Raw genomic sequence first — 18,087 nt, 5'->3', positions numbered from 1 at the left:
CCGCTGCTTCTACCAAGTCAGGACGTGAGGCTTGCCGCTGCGCTGGAAGTGCCCGACGTTGACGCACTCGGTGTACCCGACGCGCACCCGGCGGGCGAGCGGCTGGTGCACGTGGCCGAACAGCGCCCAGCGCGGCCGGTCGCGCTCGATGACCTCCAGCGCGGGCCGCGAACCCCACTCGGGGCGGCGCGCGACGACGTCGTAGGTGAGCTCCGGCACGGCGGGCGGGATGTGCGTGCACAGGACGTCCACGTCGGTGAGCCCGAGCAACGCCTCGCGCATGTTCTCCTCGGTGCGCAGGTAGGGCCACCACGGCGCGCCGGGCCTGCGCACGGCACCCGCGGGCAGCAGTCCGCCGCCGGCGAAGCCGAACCGCAGGCCGCCGATCTCGGCGACCTCGCCGTCCAGCACGTGCACGCCGTCGCGCACGAACTGCGGCCACAGGTGCGGGCTGTCGACGTTGCCGGGCGTCGCGTACGTCGGCGCGGACATCGCCGAGAACAGCGCGTGGTACTGCTCCAGCACGGCTTCCTCGACGACCGCGGCCGCGTCCTCGAGACCGTCCCAAAGCGACCGGATGTAGGTCGACGTGTCCGCCCGGCGCGTGCCGCGCCGAAGTTCTGCGAACACTCCTACTTTCTCCGGACCGAACACGCGCCCGAGAATGCCCTTGGAGTGGTCGTAGTAGTCGACGAAGTCGATCAGGTCACCCAGCACTACCAGCGCATCGGCACCGTCACCGGCTCTGGCCAGAGCCTCGGCGTTGCCGTGCACATCGGACACAACGTGAACCCGCACACCCACAACCTAGTTTCGAGACGGAGGGCAACCAAGATCACCCGGCTGGCGGGCAGCCAGGGGGGCGACCGTCCTCCAATGTCATCTTGAGCTGGAGCGCCACGGTCTTCGCGGCGATCTGGCGACGCCGGACCTCCCGCTGCGCCTGCCGCGGCGTGAGTTCCGACAGGCTCCCCCCATCGCTCTGGGCGAGATCAGCACGGAGGAAGTAGTGCACCACCGTGCCGTCCAGGACGGGCTCCAGCCAGACCTCCATCGTCCCCACGAGTGCGCCTCGCACGGTCCAGCGAAGCCCTTCGACACCCCGATCCGCGTAGACGTCGAGGTCGAGATCCGGCCAGTACGTCCGCCACGACGAGGGCGCCGCGAACGCGGCCGCGACCACGGTCGGTGGCACGGCCAGGAATGTCTCGTCGACGACGTCCACGCTCGGCATGACGTCAAAAGGTAACGGAAGGGCGTCCCAACCTTTGTATCGCCGGAATCACACGCTAAGTTTCCCCACCAGTAACAAACAACCGTACGGAGGTTGACGTGCGCGAGTTCAGCGTCCCCGCCACCGCTGCAGTGGCTCCGGAGGAGAACCTCACCGACATGGTGTGGGCCAACGCGGAGCGCTTCGGCAACACGGTCAGCTTCCGGAGGCACGTCGACGGGACCTGGGTCGACGTCACAGCGCGTGACTTCGCGGCGCAGGTCATGGCCGTGGCCAAGGGCCTCATCGCGGCCGGCCTGGAGCATGGCGACCGCATCGGCCTGGTGTCGAAGACCCGCTACGAGTGGTCACTGATCGACTACGCCATCTGGGCGGCCGGCGGCATCACGGTCCCGATCTACGAGACCTCCTCGGCCGACCAGATGGACTGGATCCTCTCGGACTCGGCCGCCAAGGCCGTGTTCGTCGAGACCAACGGGCATCGAAAAACGCTCGACTCGGTCATCGACAAGCTGTCCGAGCTGCAGCACGTGTGGCAGATCGAAGGCAGCGCGGGAGCGATCGACGAGCTCACCGCGCTCGGCAAGGACGTCTCCGACGAGGCGGTCCACGAACGCAGGCGCGAGGTGAAGGCGGACGAGACGGCGACGCTCGTCTACACGTCCGGCACCACCGGCCGTCCGAAGGGCTGCACCCTCACCCACCGCAACCTGCTGTCCGAGGTGCGGTCGGCGCTGGTGCTGTTCCCGGAGATCCTGGCGGCGGGCAACTCGCTGCTGATCTTCCTGCCGCTGGCGCACATCCTGGCCCGCGCGCTGGCCATCTCGTGCATCTACTCGCGCGCCACCGTCGGCCACACCGCCGACGTGAAGGACCTGGTCGCGGACCTGGGCACCTTCCGGCCGACGTTCGTCGTCGCCGTGCCGCGCGTCTTCGAGAAGGTCTACAACGGCGCCAAGCAGAAGGCGCACGCGGCGGGCAAGGGCAAGATCTTCGACGCGGCGGAGGCGACCGCCGTCGAGTACAGCCAGTCGCTCGACTCCGGCGGCCCCGGCATCGCGCTGCGTCTCAAGCACGCGCTGTTCGACCGCCTGGTGTTCGGCAAGCTCCGCGCCGCGCTCGGTGGCCGCTGCATCGCCGCCGTGTCGGGTGGTGCGCCGCTGGGTGACCGGCTCGCGCACTTCTTCCGCGGCGTCGGCATCCCGGTGTTCGAGGGCTACGGCCTGACCGAGACCAGCGCCGCCGCGTGCGTCACGGCGCACGGCGCGTCGAAGGTCGGCACGGTCGGCCGCCCGGTACCGGGTACGGCGGTGCGGATCGAGGAGGACGGCGAGATCCTCATCAAGGGCGACATCGTCTTCAGCGGCTACTGGAACAACCCGGAGGCGACGAAGGAGTCGTTGGAGGACGGGTGGTTCCACACCGGTGACATCGGTGTGCTGGACGACGAGGGCTTCCTGACGATCACCGGCCGGAAGAAGGAGATCATCGTCACCGCCGGTGGCAAGAACGTCTCCCCGGCCCAGCTCGAGGACCGCATCCGGGCGCACCCGCTGGTCAGCCAGTGCATGGTCGTCGGTGACAAGCAGCCGTTCATCGGTGCGCTGGTCACCATCGACCCGGAGTTCTTCCCGGCGTGGAAGGAGCAGCACGGCAAGGCTGCTTCGGCCGAGGTCGCCGACCTCATCGACGACGCGGACCTGGTGGCCGAGATCCAGGCGGTCGTCGACGAGGCCAACAAGTCGGTGTCGAAGGCGGAGGCGATCCGGAAGTTCCGGGTGCTGCCGATCGACTTCACCGAGGCGGGTGGCGAGATGACGCCGTCGCTGAAGCTGCGTCGCTCTGTCGTGGCGACGACGTACTCGGCGGACATCGACGCCATCTACGCCAAGTAACGACCCCAGCACAGCGCGAAAGGCCCAGAGGCGGTGCCTCTGGGCCTTTCGACCCCCAGTGTTCGTGATCCGTGGCCTTCCTCCGCCACGGAACCCGAGAAGTTTGATGCCCCGGCCCCCCGACCGGGACGAGTAGAAGATTGCCCGATGGCGCTGTCGTATCGCTGACGCCGCGATGTCACTTCGCGACAGTGCGCGCATAGGCTGTTCCGGCACGCGGAGCACGCCACCGTGAAGCTCATGAGGGGACGGTATGGGTTCGGGTCCGGAGTTCCGGCTGCTCGGTCCCATGGAGGTGCGCCTCGACGGGCGCGAGGTGCTGCTGCGCGCGGGCAAGCACCGCGCTCTGCTGGCCGCACTGCTGCTGCGTCCCAACCGAACAGTGCAGGTCACGGAGCTGATCGAGCACGTGTGGGGCGACACGCCCCCGGCCAGGACGCGCGGCACGCTGCAGACGTACGTGATGCGGCTGAGGCACGCGCTGGGCAACCCGGCGCTGATCCGCACGGTCGCCGACGGCTACCAGATCCGCGTCGAGCACGAGCAGCTCGACGTGCACCGGTTCGCCGACGCGGCGGCGCGCGGACAGCAGGCGGCCGAGAACGGCGATCTGGCGACGGCGAGGCAAGCGTTTTCCACCGCGCTGGACCTGTGGCGCGGACCGGCGCTGTCGGACGTCCCCAGCGAGACGCTGCACCGGGAGCACGTGCCCAGGCTGAACGAGCAGCTGATGCAGGTGCACGAACGGCGCATCGACGTCGAGCTGGCGCTGGGCAACCACGCGGACCTCGTGTCCGAGCTGTTCTCGCTGACGCGCGACCACCCGCTGCGGGAGCGGTTCTGGGGTCAGCTGATGCTCGCGCTGTACCGGGGCAGCCGCCAGGCCGAGGCGCTGGAGACGTTCCGGCAGGTCGGCAAGCTGCTGGGCGACCAGCTGGGCATCGAGCCGAGCGAGGAGCTGCGGAAGCTGCACCAGGCGATCCTGGTGGGCGCGCCGGAGATCGCGGCACCGCGGCAGCAGGCGCGCGCGGAACCCGAACCGGTCGCGACGACACCGACGCGGATGCCCACGGACATCCCGGACTTCGTCGGACGCCTGGACCACGTCCGGCGCATCACCGAGCTGATCGCGCCGCCGGAGGCGACGGCCGTGCCGATCGTGACGCTCTCCGGGCCAGCCGGTGTCGGCAAGACGACGCTGGCAGTGCACGTCGCGCACCTGCTGCGCGCACGGTTCCCGGACGGCCAGCTGTACGTCGACCTGCGCGGATACGCGCTCGGGCCGGCCGCGGACGGCGTGGACGTGCTGTCGCGGTTCCTCCGGGCGCTGGGTGTGCCGCCGGACGAGATCCCGGCCGACGCGGACGAGCAGAGCACGATGTTCCGCTCGCTGCTCGCGGGCAGGCGGATGCTGCTGGTGCTGGACAACGCGTCCGTGCCGGACCAGGTGCGGCCGCTGCTGCCGGGTGCGGCGAGCTGCCCGGTGATCGTGACGAGCCGCGACGACCTGCGCGGGCTGATCGCGATGAACGGCGCGCGCACGGTGCCGCTGGACGCGTTCACGCCCGAGGAGTCGGTCGAGCTGCTGACCGGTGTGCTCGGGCCGGGCGACCACGCGGCGCTCGCCGAGCGCTGCGGCCACCTGCCGCTGGCACTGCGCATCGCCGCCGCCTACCTGGCGGGGCGCGACGAGATGACGATCTCCGGTTCACCGATCGAGCTCGCCTACGCGGCGCTGCCCGAGGAGCCGCGCAGGCTGTTCCGGCTGCTCAGCCTCGTGCCGGGCCCGGACTTCACGGCGGACGTCGCGTCGTCGCTGGCGGACGTCGACGCGGCCGGGCTGCTCGCGGTGCTGGCGATCGCGAACCTGGTGGTCGAGGCGACACCGGGGCGGTTCCGGTTCCACGACGAGATGGTCCGGTTCTCCGCGCGGCTGCGCGAGACCGAGGACGACCAGGAGTCGCAGGACGTGGCCTGGAGCAGGCTGCTGGACCACTACGCGCGCTGGGTGGACCGGTGCGCCGAGCTGCTCTACCCCGGCGCCGTGCGGCTGCCGTCGGCGTCCGCGGGCCCGGTGCCCCGGATCTCGTCGGGCGTGGAGGCGCTGGCGTGGCTCGACGCGGAGCGCGCGAACCTGACGGCCGCGATCCGGCAGGCCGCCCAGCACGGTCCGGCGGCGATGGCGTGGCGGCTCGCGGACGGGCTGCGCGGCTACCTGTGGATCGGCCAGCACGTCGGTGAGTGGCTGGCGACCGCGCACCACGGCCTGCACGCCGCGTACGAGCAGCACCACCGGCCGGCCGAGGCGGCGATGCACGCCAACCTCGGCACGCTGTACCTGAAGCTGGCGGAGTTCGACCGGTCGATCGAGCACCACAACCGGGCGATCGCGCTGTACCGGGACCTGGGCGACGGTGACGCCGAGGCGGGCGTGCTGAACAACCTGGCGCTGGTGCACCGGCGGTCCGGCAACCTCACCGCGGCCAAGGACACGCTGCTGCGCGGGCTGGAGATGCTGCGGTCGGCGGACACCGTGTGCACGGTGCTCTACAACCTGGGTCAGCTCGCCGTCGAGCTCGGTGAGCTGGACGAGGCGGTCGAGCACTTCCGCGAGGCGCTGCGGCTCCAGCCGTCCGCGGACAGCAACATGTACCTGGGCATGGCGTTGCGGCTGCGCGGCGAGCGCGAGGAGGCCCGCAAGCACCTGGAACGCGCGCTCGAGATGGACAACGTGCCCGAGGGCGTCGCCGAGGCGCTGGAGCAGCTGGCGGCGCTGCACCTCGATCTCGGTGAGCCGCGGCGGGCCGAGGAGCTGGCGTCGCGGGCGCTGGCGCTGGTGTCCGATGGCGGCGACCAGCAGGTGGCGACGAGCGCGCGGATCGGACTCGGCGACGTGCTCGTCAGCGAGGGACGGCTCGACGACGCGATGGCGCTGTACGAGCAGGCGCAGGGCACCGCGCACCGGATCGGCTACCACTCGGGCGAGGTGCGGGCGCTGCTCGGGCTCGCCGAGGTGCACCGGCGGCAGGGCAGGGCGGACGCCTCGCGCGCGGTGGCCGAGGAGGCCGCGTCGATGTCGGCGCGGCTCGGGCTGCGGGCGCTGGAGCAACGCGCCCGGTCAGCCGCCGATCAGGTTCTTTAGCCGTCCTCCGGCTGTCGCGCGAGCTGGTCCCAGCGCCACTGCTCGCCGATCACGAGTCAGCCGTCGATCAAGCGCGCCAGCCGCTCGGCGAGCTGGTCCCAGCGCCACTGCTCACTGACCCACTCGCGTCCGGCCCGCCCCATCTTGGCGGCACGTTCCGGGTCCTCCAGCAGGGTCGCGAGGGTGTCCGCGACCTGCGCCACGTCACGCCCGTCGACGACGTTGCCGGTGATGCCGTCGCGCACGGTCTCCGGTGCACCGCCCGACCGGCCGGCCACGACCGGGAGCCCGGTCGCCGACGCCTCCAGGTAGACGATGCCGAGTCCCTCGACGTCGAGTCCCCTGCCCCTGGTGCGGCACGGCATCGCGAACACGTCGCCGGCGGCGTAGTGCGCGGGAAGCTCTTCCCACGGCACGGATCCGGTGATGATGACGTCGTTGCCCGCCATGGCTTCCAGCGTCTTGCGGTACGGCCCGCCGCCGACGATCAGCAGCGCGGCGCCGGGCACGCGCCGCTGGATCTCGGGGAGCGCGCGGATGAGGACGTCCTGTCCCTTGCGCGGCACCAGGCGCGACACGCACACGATCACCGGCCGGTCGCCGAGCCCGTGCCGCTTGCGGATCTCCTCCCGCGCAACGGGATCCGGCCGGTACGTCTCAGTGTCCACTCCGGACGGAAGGTGCTCCAGCGCGGCCATCGGGCCGAACGCCGCCGCGAACCGGGACCGGGTGTAGCGGCTGACGAACGTCACGACGTCCACACCGGACCCGATGCGGCGCAACGCCTGCCGCGCGCCGGGGAGCATCGACCAGCCGACCTCGTGGCCGTGCGTGCACGCGACCGCGCGGCTCAAACCGAGGTGCGGCGCCAGCAGCGCGAGCGGGGCGGCGGCACCGAACCACGCGGCGTCGCAGTGCTCCACGCGCGCGATGTCGCGGGCGCGCTTCAGCACGTCCGGTGTGGGCAGCATGAGCGACGTGGGGTGCCGGGCCACCTGGAACGGCTGCTTCGCGTCGAACTCCTCGGCGCCCTTCCAGCTCGGCGCGTACACGACGAGGTCGTCAGCGGGCAGCCTCGTCGTGAAAGCGTGCAGGTAGGACTGGATGCCGCCCGGCCGGGGCGGGAAGTCATTGGTCACCAGGAGGGTCCGACGCACGGCTCCACGCTAGCCGATGCGGTCGAGGAGGAACCTCCGCCAGGCCTCCACGTCGATGTTGATGTCCACTTCGGACTGATGGGTGCGGTAGAAGTCGACGAGGCCCTGCTCACCGCGTTCCTCCGCCAGCCAGAGGCACAGCGAGTACGCCTGCTGGTAGGCCAGGTCGCGGTCCGGTCCGACGAAGTCCTTCGGCGGCGCCGTGACCTGGGACGTCAGCAGCGGTGCCGCCTGCTTCAGGCTGAGCCCGGTGCCGCGGAAGCCCACGTAGTCCGCGAAGCCCTCCTGCAGCCACATCGGCGCGGTCGCGCGGGTGACGCGCCTGGCCGCGACGTGGGTGATCTCGTGCCGGATGAGGATGCCCAGTTCCAGCGACGGCAACGAGCCCGCGCGGTCCGGGTTGATCACCACCCGCTGGCCTGCCGGCGGATCGGACCGGGCGGCGACGGCGATGCCCGCCACGTCCGTGAGGACCGGTCCGACGAGCTCACGCAGCTCATCCGGGTTGTGCGGGATGACGACCACGACCTGACGCGCCCAGTCGGTGCCCCAGACCTCCGTGACGGCGTCGACGGCCGGGTCCAGCTCGGCCAGCACGCGCTCGGCCAGTGCCTCGTCGCCGGGGTGGCTCAGCACGACCCCGCTAGCCGCCGACCGGACCTGGAGAGGCGCGAAGTCCCACGGCAGCAGGGGTTTCGCGTCGCGCAGGTACCAGCGGTTGCGGCGCTCGACGAACTCGTAACGGACGTCCGCGGTGATCTCGGGTTCGTCCTTCAGCGCGTAGACGAGCCTGACCTGGTCGCCGTCGCGTTCGTACGACCAGGTCCGCAGCGGCAGGGACACGAGATTGCGGAACAGCTGCCGCTGGGCGTCCGCGAACTGCGGTGACGCGTCGGGGTCGACACCCTCGGCGAACGCCTGCTCGTTGTGCGCGCGAACGGCGTCCGCGCGCTGGCTCAGCAGGTCGTCGAGGGTGCGCTGGGCGGGGGCCTGTGCCTGCGTCAGGCCTGCCAGCAGCGTGACCGCGACCGCCGCGACCAGCGCACCTCGAAGACGACTCACACCGCCGAAGGCTAGCCAGCCACTCGGCGGATGACGCTGACCGGGCCGATCGCGTCGATGTTGGCGATCAGGACCGGCCGCCCCTCGGTCGACGCGTGGACGGCGCGGACGTTGTCCACGGCCATCGCGACGTGCGACTGCGACGAGTAGTAGATGATCAGGTCACCGGCGCGGACGTCCGCGCGGGACACCGATCGTCCGACACCCGCCTGACCGCCGCTGGTGCGCGGGATCGAGACGCCCGCCGCCGCGTACGCCTTCATGGTCAGGCCGGAGCAGTCCCACAGGTCCGGGCCGGTCGAGCCGTAGCGGTAGCCGTCGCCGCGCTGGTTGAGCGCGAACTCGAGCGCCGCACCGGCCGCGCCTGCGGGCACCGAGATGTTCGACATGTCGCCCTTGTCGGCGAGCTTGCGCTGGTCACCCGCCGACAGGTTGTTCAGCGCCGTCTTGACCTCTTTGATCTGGGTCTGCAGCTCGCCGTTGCGCTTGTCGACGTCCGTCTTGAGCTGCTCGGCGGCCTTCGCGGCGTCCTGCGCGCGGGTCTGCGCGTCCTGCGCCGACTGCTTGGCCAGGTTCGCCGTGTCGACCGCGCCGGACAGCTTCGCGAGCGCCTCGCTGTTGTCCGCGGCGAGGATGCCCAGCGCGGACATGCGGTTCAGGAAGTCCTGCTGCGACTCGCTGACCAGCAGCGCCGACAGCTGGTTGAACCGGGCGCCCTCGAAGGAGGCCTGGGTGAGCACGTCGACGTGCTCGCGGAACTTCTCCTCGTCGGCCTGCGCCCGGTCGACGACCTGCTGCGCCGCGCCGACGTCCGAGTTGGCCTTGTCCAGCTCCGCCTTCTTGGCGTTGAGGTCGTCCTGCGCGCGCAGGACCTCCTCGTTGAGCTTGGTCGCCTGCTCGGACAGCTCGTTGAACTTCTTGAGCGCGTCCGCCGCGGTGGCCGGTGGTTGTGCGGTCGCGGGCGATCCGGTCAGGCTGACCGATGCGACGGCCACCGCGGTGGCCGCGAAGATGCCGCGCTTGAGTCTGTGAGATGCCACTTTCCCGTGTCCCCTCAGTCCTGTCACGAGAGCTGCGCCAGGCTACCGGGTGATCGACTTCGGGTCAGACCCGGCCGAGGCGAGCGAGCAGGACGGCGGACGGGACGGGGTGCGCGCCGCGGCGGCGGACCGAGTCCGCGACGGCGCGGTCGGACGTCACGACGATGACCGGGCGGCCCTCCGGCTCGGCCGTGACGAGCGCGCGGATCACGTCGTCCGCGAGCACGCCGGGGTCGCTGAACAGCACGCGCACGCCACGTGGCGCGGCGGCCGGGACGGCGACGACGCCCGCGCCGTCGAAGACGAGGGTGACCTCGGCGCCGGTGCGGGCCGCGAGCACGGCCAGCTGGTGCACGAGCCGGTCGCGCTGGTCGGACAGCGACAGCTCGGGGTAGCCGGTCTTGGTGACGTTGTAGCCGTCGACGACGAGGTGCACGGAGGGCAGCGCGAGCAGCCGGTCGAGTGCGGCGGGGTCCTCGACGCGTCCCACGGTGCCCTGGGACGCGCTGGCGCCCCGGACGAGGTCGGCGGGACGCGGTCCGGTGCCGCCGCCGAGCGCCAGTTCGCGGCGCAGGCCGGTGACGGCGCCGTCGAGCGTGTCGACGAGCAGCGCGAGCCGCACCTCGTCGGCCTGCCGCGCCTCGCGCGCCGACTGCCGGGCGACCTCGGCGTCCGCGATGGCCCGCTGCGCCTTCGACCGCTCGGACTCGGCGCGCTCCCGCTCGCGGTCGCGTTCCGCGGTGAGGCGCTTGAGCTCCTGCTCGGCGGCGGCCTGCGCCTTCTCCACCTCGGCGCTCGCGCTGGCGGCGAGGTCCTTGGCCTCGCGCAGCTTCACGCCCTGCTCCCGCAGCCGCTTGCGCAGCCGTTCCAGCTCGGCGTCGCCCTCGGCGCGGATCCGCTCGGCTGCTCCGTCGAGCTGTGACCGTTCGGCGCGCAGCCGTTCGAGCTCGACCTCGGCCCGTTCGAGCTTGGCGACGGCCACGTCCCGCTCGGCGCGCAGGTTCGCATCGCCCACCCGCCGCGACACCAGCTCGACGTAGTGCGTCGCGACCTCCTCGCCCTGCAGCACGGCGGCCGCGGCGGCCGTGACCGGGTCCGGCGAGGTGATCTCGAGCGTGGACGGCCGGTTCTTGCGCAGCCACTCGACGACGGCCGTGCGGAAGTTCGCCGAGTCCCGCAGCCCCGCGATCACCTGGGCACCGCCCAGCCTGGCGCGTTTCGTGGGCGCGAACTTGGCGACGGGCCTCAGGTTCTGCGGCACGTCGACCTTGGCCATGTCACCGAGCGCGTCGGCGCCCAGCTCGGCCAGCCGCGTGCGCAGCGGCTCCGGCAGGGCTGCCCAGTCCACAGTGGATTCACCCGGCTCCTCGGGGCCGGGTTGATCGAGGTCGGGGTCGGGCATCGGGTCCTGCACCGCTACAGGCTAGAGCCACCTGACATCGGTCAGCGACCCGCTTCCCCGTCCAGCAGCACGCGAACGTTCCACAGGTGACTCCGGGAATTGTCAGACCTCGTCGCTAACGTCCGAGGCGTGACCGTCCAACTCACTTTCGACGAGCTGGGGACTCCCCTGCGCGACACGACGTTCGTGGTCTTCGACCTGGAGACCACGGGTGGCCGCGCGACCGAGGACTCGGTCACGGAGATCGGTGCGGTGAAGGTCCGCGGCGGGGCCGTGATCGGCGAGTTCGCGACGCTCGTCGACCCGGAGCAGGGCATTCCGCCGCAGGTCGTGCAGCTCACCGGGATCACCCAGGCGATGGTGACGGGCGCGCCGCGCCTGGAGTCGGTGCTGCCCGCGTTCCTCGAGTTCGCGGCCGGTGCGGTGCTGGTGGCGCACAACTCCGGCTTCGACGTGAGCTTCGTGAAGGCGGCGTGCGAGCGGTACGGCTACCGGTGGCCCAAGCCGTCCGTCGTGTGCACCGTGCGCCTGGCTCGCCGGATCCTGACCCGCGAGGAGGCCCCGAGCTGCCGCCTGTCCGCACTGGCGACTTTGTTCCGCGCGTCGACCACGCCGAACCACCGCGCCCTGGCCGACGCGCGCGCGACGGTCGACGTGCTGCACGCGTTGCTGGAGCGCGTGGGCAACGTCGGCGTGCACTCGCTGGAGGAGCTGCTCGCGTACCTGCCGGAGGTGACCCCCGAGCAACGCCGCAAACGCTCGCTAGCCGCACACCTGCCCTCCAAGCCGGGCGTGTACCTGTTCCGCGGCCCGAACGAGGAAGTCCTGTACGTGGGCACCGCGTCGGACCTCCGCCGCCGCGTCCGCCAGTACTTCACCGCCAGCGAGGGCAGACGCCGCCTGCGCGAGATGGTCGCACTGGCCGTGCGCGTGGACGGCGTCGAATGCGCCCACTCCCTGGAGGCCGAAGTGCGCGAACTGCGCCTGCTCCGCGCCCACCGCCCCGCCTACAACAGGAGGTCGAAGAACCCGCACCACGCCTGGTGGCTGGTGCTGACCGACGAGCCCTACCCACGCCTGTCCCTGGTCCGCCACCCGCGCGACGGCGCACTGGGCCCGTTCCGCACCCAACACGCCGCCTCACGAGCCATGGACGCCATCCTCGACGCCGTCCCCCTGCGCTCGTGCAAGCTGAAGATCCCAGCCCGCAACCAACGCGCCTCCCCCTGCGCCCTGGCCGAACTGGGCCGCTGCCGCGCCCCGTGCGCGGGCAGGCAGTCGGTGGAGGAGTACTCCCCCGCTGTAGACGCGCTGCGCGACCTGATCCGAGGCCACAGCGCCGACCCGTTGCGCAACCTCGTCTCACAACTGGACCACCTGTCCGACGCCCAGCGCTACGAGGAGGCGGCGTCCCGCCGCGACCGCCTGGCATGGCTGGTCCGCACCCTCGACCGAGCCCAACGCCTGACCGCCCTGGCCGAACTGCCCCAACTGGTGGCAGCCCGCCCGGACCGCCAGGGCGGCTGGGAGTTCTCGGTGGTCCGCTACGGCCGCCTGGCCTCAGCAGGCCTGGCCCGCAGAGGCATCCACCCGATGCCGGTGGTGGACGCCTTGGTCGCGGGGGCCGAGACCGTCCAACCCACACCGGGCCCACTGCGCGGCGCCCCTCCAGAGGAAACCGGCGTAGTCCTGCGCTGGCTGACCCAACCGGGCACCCGCCTGGTCTACGCAGACCACCCGTGGTCGTCCCCGGCCCACGGCGCCGCAACGTGGACCGAATGGGCAGACCGCGCAGCCGCCGCCCGCCCAGAGGAGGACCTCTACCGCTGACACCGGCCCACACGATGCCGCAGACACAGGCGCTGCGGCGAGACAGGAAGCCGAGCCGCGCCGAGGCGAGCGCTGCCGAAGCCGAACCCGCGACGGCCGCGAGGCGAAAGCCGAGCCGTGCCGAACGGCACGATGCCGAAGGCAAGCCACACAACCGCGATGCCGAAGGCGAGCCGACCAAAGGCCCGCGAAGCCGAAGGCGAGCAGACCAAAGCGCCGAAGGCGCAACAACCACAGGTGGTGGGGATCTCCGTACGGCGCGGGCGAAGCCCTGCCGCATTTGGGGGTGTGTGTCAAGACAGCTTTTCTGTCTTGACACACACCCCCAAATGCGGCTGCCTCTGGCGCGCCGTACGGAGATCCCCACCACCAAAGCAACCAACTACGAAACCCAGCCCGAGACCTCCGGTGGTGCCGGGGTCCGGGGCGGAGCCCCGGCGGGGGCAAGGGGCAGCGCCCCAACCACCCCGCAACCACAGTCAGGACGAAGACGAAGCCACACTCTCCCGCACCCGAGAAAGCGCGTTGACAGCGCTGTACAACCCAGCAGCCAGCACACCACCGAACACCGGAGCCACGATGTACACAGGCAACTGAGCCCAAGAAACAGCCCCACCACCGAACGTCAGCACAACATCGGGCCCGAACGTCCGGGCGAGGTTGACCGAAGCCCCGGCAACAGGCCCAAAAGCGAGGATCTGCGTAGCCAACGCAAGCCCGATCCCCAACCCGTGCACCCCACGAGGAGCAGAGGGCGAAACAGCGAGCGCGAACACAGCGGTGACGAGGAGGAACGCACCGAGAGCCTCAGCGACAACAGCCTGGGTAACACTGACCCCGGCCCCGAACGAGGTAGCACCGAGCCCGGCATCGATGGCCTGCTGCCCGTGAATCAACGAGGCGAGGTAAGCAGCGAGCACACCACCGAAGAGCTGAGCGGTGACGTACCCCGGCACCTCGCGCCAGGACAACCGCCCGGACACGGCGAGGGCGATGGTGACGGTCGGATTGAAGTGGGCGCCCGACACACCACCGAACGCGTAGATGCCGACGGCCAGCGCGAGCCCGTGGGCGAGCGCGACGATCAGCAGACCGGATGACTCGTTGCCGGCCGCGACGACCGACACGGCGGCGGAGATGCCGAACAGGCAGAGGATCGTGGTGCCAGCCAGCTCGGCCGCCAGCTTGCGGGCATGGGAATGGTCCACAGGTTTCTCTTTCCGGGAGACGAAGGAGAAACCAAACTCGCAGGAGGAGCTGCGGGAACACGATCTGCCGATAGGGCACACTAGCGGTGCTTTCGATACCACCTGCTGAGACCTAGGAGGACCACAGTGGTCACCGCGATCGTGCTGATCCAGGCCGCCGCCGAGCGCATCCCCGAGGCGGCGCAGGAGATCGCCGACATCGATGGCGTCACCGAGGTCTACTCCTGCGCAGGTGACGTGGACCTGATCGCGCTCGTGAAGGTCGCCCAGCACGAGGATCTCGCCGCGCTCGTCCCCGGCAAGATCAGCAAGGTGGCCGGTGTGCTGAACACGGACACGCACATCGCGTTCCGGTCGTACTCGAAGCGAGATGCTGAGGCGGCGTTCGCCATCGGCCTGGATGACGCGTAGTAACCGAGCTGCTCACACGTTCGGTCCCGAGGGATTAACTCGGCGGCACCAACATGCGAAAGGCCCCTGTGACCAAAGTGCACAGGGGCTTTTTCGCTGACCTGGAAATCAGGGTTGCTGCGGCTTGCCCGCCAGCTCCTCGGAGGTCGAAGCCGACTCGATGGCGGCCTTCTTCTTGCGCGCGTTCTCGAGCGCGACGGTCTCCTCGGGCGGGTCGGGCGTCCACGTGCTGCCCGGCACCGGGTGACCAGCGGAGCCCAGCTTGTTCATCTTCTTCGGCACCGACGAGCCCTGGTACTCCAGCGGCTCCGGGTGGCCGTGCGAGTCCACCGGGCCGAGCGGCTGGTGGATCTCGATGAACTCGCCGTGCGGGAGGCGCTTGATGATGCCGGTCTCGACACCGTGCTCGAGCACCTCGCGGTCGCCGCGCTGCAGGCCGATGCAGATGCGGTAGGCGATGAAGTACGCCAGCGGCGGCAGGACCAGCATGCCGATCCGGCCCATCCACGTCGTCGCGTTCAGCGAGATGTTGAACTTGAGCGCGAAGATGTCGTTGCCGCCCATGAGCAGCAGGACCATGAAGTACGTGATCGCCATCGTGCCGAGCGCGGTGCGGACGGGCACGTCACGCGGGCGCTGCAGCAGGTTGTGGTGCGCGTAGTCCTTGGTGAGCCGCTTCTCGATCCACGGGTACACGGCCGCGATGCCGGTCAGCAGGGGCAGGCCCAGGATGAACGGCAGGAACGGCGCGGGCACCGTGTAGTTGCCCAGGTAGAGCTCCCACGCGGGCCAGATGCGGACCAGGCCGTCGGTCCAGCCCATGTACCAGTCGGGCTGCGAGCCCGCGAGCACCTGAGCCGGGTTGTACGGGCCGAACGTCCAGATCGGGTTGATCTGGAAGACGCCACCCATGATCGCGATGACGCCGACGACGATGGCGAAGAAGCCGCCGCCCTTGGCCGCGAACACCGGCATGATGCGCACGCCGACGACGTTCGTCTCCTTGCGGCCGACGCCGGGGAACTGGGTGTGCTTCTGGTACCAGACCAGACCCAGGTGCGCCGCGATCAGGCCGAGGATGATCGCCGGGATGAGCAGGATGTGCGCGGTGTAGAGCATCGGGATGATGTCGTTGCCGGGGAACTCGCCACCGAACATCAGCCAGTTCAGCCAGGTGCCGATGACCGGGATGGAGATCAGCAGTGCCGCCATGACGCGGAGGCCGGTGCCGGAGAGCAGGTCGTCGGGGAGCGAGTAGCCGAGGAAGCCCTCGATCGCGCCGAGCATGAACAGCAAGATGCCGATGACCCAGTTGATCTCACGCGGCCTGCGGAACGCACCGGTGAAGAAGATCCGGAACATGTGCACGACGATCGCGCCCATGAACAGCAGCGCCGCCCAGTGGTGCACCTGGCGGACGAAGAGGCCGCCGCGCGTCTCGAACGAGATGTCGAGCGTGGACGCGAACGCCCGCGACATCTCGATGCCCTTGAGGTTCTCGAAGGCGCCGTTGTAGGTCACCTCGGTCATCGAGGGGTCGAAGAACAGCGCCAGGTACGTGCCCGACAGCAGCAGCACGATGAAGCTGTAGAGGGCGATCTCGCCGAGCAGGAACGACCAGTGCGTCGGGAAGACCTTGTTCAGCTGGTGACGAATGCCCTTGGCCGCGTGGAACCGCTCGTCGGCAGCGTTGGCCGCCGCGCCCGCGATCCGCGCGGCCGCGTTGGCCGGCTTCGTCGGGGTGGTGATGGCACTCATGACTTCCGCTCCCAGAACGCCGGACCCACAGCCTCGATGAAGTCGCCGCGGGCAATCAAGTATCCGTCTTCGTCCACCGTGATCGGAAGCTGTGGCAGCGGCCGGGTAGCGGGGCCGAACCGGGGCTTCGCGTAGTGGAAGACGTCGAACTGCGACTGGTGGCACGGGCACAGCAGCAGACCGGTCTGCTGTTCGAACAGCGAGGTCGGGCAGCCGAGGTGCGTGCAGATCTTCGAGAACGCGTACAGGTCGCCGAAGTTGAAGTCCTCCTGGCCGGCCCGCTTCACGATCGGCTGGTTCGGGCGCAGGCGGATCAGCATGACCGGCGCGTCGGACCGCTTCAGCGCCGAGACCAGCGCGTGCTCGTCGCCCCGCTCCGACTCGCGGAACGGGAAGACGGTCTCGAAGCCGCCCGGCTCGATGTCCTCGGGCCGGACCTTCACGATCTCGTGGAAGTTGCCGGTGTGGCGGCGCAGGTAGACCTTCTCGCCGTTCTCCGGCTTCCAGCTGGTGTGCCAGAGCGAGTTCTTGCTCTCGCTGTCCGACCACGGGTTCTTGATCAGGGCGCCCAGCGGGACGACCGCGACACCCAGGCCGAACACGCCCGCACCGAGGCCGGCCGTGCGCTTGATCAGCGAACGGCGGGCGATGCCGCTGCGCTCACCGGCGTCGGCGAGCTCCGCGACCAGCGTCGCGCGGTCGACTTCGGACGACTTGCCGTCGCCGCGCTGCTGGACCGCGATCTCGTCCGGCAGGAACTTCTTGGTGTAGAGCACCGCGCCGACACCGATGGCGAGCACCGAGAGGCCCATGAACAGGCCGATCAGCGGGTTGTACGCGAGGTACAACAGGTGCTTGTCGCTGTGCGGGGCCTCGTACTGCCACGGCCAGAAGAGGAAGACGCCGAGGAACGCGATCCCGGTCACGGCGGCGAGCAGGAACCAGGCCGCCACGGACCGCTGGGCGCGGCGCTCGGCCTTGGTGCCCTCGACCGGCCACTTCTCCTCGTAGTGGACGAGCTCGACGCCGTCCAGCTTCGTACCGAGCCGAACCAGCTCGTCCCTGCTCATCTCAGCGAGCTCTGCCTCAGAGGGCAGGTTGGTCGGCGTCTCGCCGCTCATGCCTTGGCTCCGATCCAGAGGGTCACGCCCACGAGTGCGGCGATACCCACGATGAACGCGATCAGGCCCTCCGAGACGGGACCGAACCCGCCGATGGGGTTACCACCGGGGTTGTTGTTCCCGTCCGTGACGGACTTGACGTACGCGATGATGTCCTTCTTCTCGTCCGGCGTGAGCTGGCGCTCGCCGAACTTCGGCATGTTCTGCGGGCCGGTCAGCATCGCGGTGTAGATCTGCTCTTCGGAGACACCGTCGAGCGTCGGCGCGAACTTGCCGGACGACAGGGCGCCGCCGCGGCCGCTGGCGTTGTGGCAGTTGCCGCAGTTCAGGCGGAAGAGCTCACCACCGCGCGCGGGGTTGTCGCCTCGCAGCGCCTCACCGGACTCAGCCGGCTTCTTCGGGCCCTCGCCGCCGTTGGCGTTGATGTACGCCATCAGCGCCGCGATGTCCTCGTCGGACAGCTTCTGCGGCTTGCGGTGGGCCTGCGCCTCCTGCCGCGCCATGGGCATGCGGCCGGTGGAAGTCTGGAAGTAGACGGCCGCGTCGCCGACGCCGACGAGCGTCGGACCGCGGTCCTTCACACCTTCGAGCGACTTGCCGTGGCACGTCGAACAGGTGTTCTTGTAGAGCTGCTCGCCCTGCCGCACGAGCGCGGAGTCCTGCTGCGCCTGAGCGGTCTGCGCCTGCGGCGCGAACGCGCTGAAGAGCAACCCCGCGCTGAGCAGGGCGAACCCCAGCGCGAGCAGGCCGGCAACCCGGCGGCGCAGCTTGGTGCGCGCGCGGGCCCGTTTCGTAGCCGTTTTGGCTGGTGCGGTGGTCATGTGTAC

Annotated in this window: 14 protein-coding genes; 4 read left to right on the top strand and 10 right to left on the bottom strand. The window is 70.3% G+C overall.

Annotated elements, in window-relative coordinates; translation table 11 throughout:
* Positions 1 to 9 precede the first annotated feature (9 nt).
* Both FKR81_RS26905 and FKR81_RS26900 read right to left on the bottom strand, forming a co-directional pair.
* Entirely contained in the window at positions 10 to 798 is a 789-nt protein-coding gene (locus FKR81_RS26905; protein WP_146355732.1) for a metallophosphoesterase family protein, read from the bottom strand.
* A gap of 37 nt (positions 799 to 835) precedes the next feature.
* Entirely contained in the window at positions 836 to 1,234 is a 399-nt protein-coding gene (locus tag FKR81_RS26900; RefSeq protein WP_146355730.1) for a polyketide cyclase / dehydrase and lipid transport, read from the bottom strand.
* Positions 1,235 to 1,332: 98 nt separating this feature from the next.
* Between FKR81_RS26900 and FKR81_RS26895 the strand changes: the two genes are divergently transcribed.
* Both FKR81_RS26895 and FKR81_RS26890 read left to right on the top strand, forming a co-directional pair.
* Positions 1,333 to 3,129 carry an AMP-dependent synthetase/ligase gene (locus tag FKR81_RS26895; RefSeq protein WP_146355728.1) on the top strand — a complete coding sequence of 599 codons (1,797 nt, stop codon included), beginning with the start codon at positions 1,333 to 1,335 and terminating at the stop codon, positions 3,127 to 3,129.
* A gap of 253 nt (positions 3,130 to 3,382) precedes the next feature.
* A complete protein-coding gene (locus FKR81_RS26890) occupies positions 3,383 to 6,271 on the top strand; it encodes an AfsR/SARP family transcriptional regulator (protein WP_146355726.1) in 2,889 nt (962 codons plus the stop codon).
* A 56-nt stretch (positions 6,272 to 6,327) separates the two neighbouring features.
* On the opposite strand, the gene FKR81_RS26885 is transcribed toward FKR81_RS26890, so the two are convergent.
* From FKR81_RS26885 to FKR81_RS26870, 4 genes are all read right to left on the bottom strand, one after another.
* Positions 6,328 to 7,428, bottom strand: coding sequence for a glycosyltransferase family 4 protein (locus tag FKR81_RS26885; RefSeq protein ID WP_146355724.1), 1,101 nt, complete (start codon positions 7,426 to 7,428; stop codon positions 6,328 to 6,330).
* A gap of 9 nt (positions 7,429 to 7,437) precedes the next feature.
* Positions 7,438 to 8,490 (bottom strand): hypothetical protein, encoded by a 1,053-nt coding sequence (locus tag FKR81_RS26880; protein WP_146355722.1) that lies wholly within the window; start codon positions 8,488 to 8,490, stop codon positions 7,438 to 7,440.
* A gap of 11 nt (positions 8,491 to 8,501) precedes the next feature.
* On the bottom strand, positions 8,502 to 9,530 hold the full coding sequence (locus tag FKR81_RS26875; protein WP_146355720.1) for a C40 family peptidase: 1,029 nt from the start codon (positions 9,528 to 9,530) through the stop codon (positions 8,502 to 8,504).
* A gap of 64 nt (positions 9,531 to 9,594) precedes the next feature.
* Entirely contained in the window at positions 9,595 to 10,932 is a 1,338-nt protein-coding gene (locus FKR81_RS26870; protein WP_146355774.1) for an NYN domain-containing protein, read from the bottom strand.
* Between the two features lie 129 nt (positions 10,933 to 11,061).
* On the opposite strand from FKR81_RS26870, the gene FKR81_RS26865 reads away from it, so the two are divergent.
* Positions 11,062 to 12,762 carry a DEDD exonuclease domain-containing protein gene (locus tag FKR81_RS26865; protein ID WP_146355718.1) on the top strand — a complete coding sequence of 567 codons (1,701 nt, stop codon included), beginning with the start codon at positions 11,062 to 11,064 and terminating at the stop codon, positions 12,760 to 12,762.
* A 479-nt stretch (positions 12,763 to 13,241) separates the two neighbouring features.
* Here FKR81_RS26865 and FKR81_RS26860 read toward each other — a convergent pair whose 3' ends face one another.
* Positions 13,242 to 14,051 (bottom strand): MIP/aquaporin family protein, encoded by an 810-nt coding sequence (locus FKR81_RS26860; RefSeq protein ID WP_235921787.1) that lies wholly within the window; start codon positions 14,049 to 14,051, stop codon positions 13,242 to 13,244.
* Between the two features lie 45 nt (positions 14,052 to 14,096).
* Here FKR81_RS26860 and FKR81_RS26855 point away from each other — a divergent pair, with 45 nt between their 5' ends.
* Entirely contained in the window at positions 14,097 to 14,381 is a 285-nt protein-coding gene (locus tag FKR81_RS26855) for an Lrp/AsnC family transcriptional regulator (protein WP_146355716.1), read from the top strand.
* Between the two features lie 108 nt (positions 14,382 to 14,489).
* On the opposite strand, the gene qcrB is transcribed toward FKR81_RS26855, so the two are convergent.
* From qcrB to qcrC, 3 genes are read right to left on the bottom strand one after another with little or no spacing between them, the layout of a single operon-like run.
* Positions 14,490 to 16,139: a cytochrome bc1 complex cytochrome b subunit gene (qcrB, locus tag FKR81_RS26850; RefSeq protein ID WP_146355714.1), complete on the bottom strand. Its 1,650-nt coding sequence runs from the start codon at positions 16,137 to 16,139 to the stop codon at positions 14,490 to 14,492.
* Positions 16,136 to 17,260: a cytochrome bc1 complex Rieske iron-sulfur subunit gene (gene qcrA / locus FKR81_RS26845; protein ID WP_146355712.1), complete on the bottom strand. Its 1,125-nt coding sequence runs from the start codon at positions 17,258 to 17,260 to the stop codon at positions 16,136 to 16,138. Before qcrA ends, qcrB begins: the two co-directional genes overlap by 4 nt.
* Positions 17,257 to 18,081 (bottom strand): cytochrome bc1 complex diheme cytochrome c subunit, encoded by an 825-nt coding sequence (gene qcrC / locus FKR81_RS26840; RefSeq protein WP_146355710.1) that lies wholly within the window; start codon positions 18,079 to 18,081, stop codon positions 17,257 to 17,259. Before qcrC ends, qcrA begins: the two co-directional genes overlap by 4 nt.
* Positions 18,082 to 18,087 lie beyond the last annotated feature (6 nt).

Source organism: Lentzea tibetensis (assembly GCF_007845675.1).
Classification (GTDB): Bacteria; Actinomycetota; Actinomycetes; order Mycobacteriales; family Pseudonocardiaceae; genus Lentzea; species Lentzea tibetensis.
This window is presented reverse-complemented; position numbering and strand designations above follow the sequence as displayed.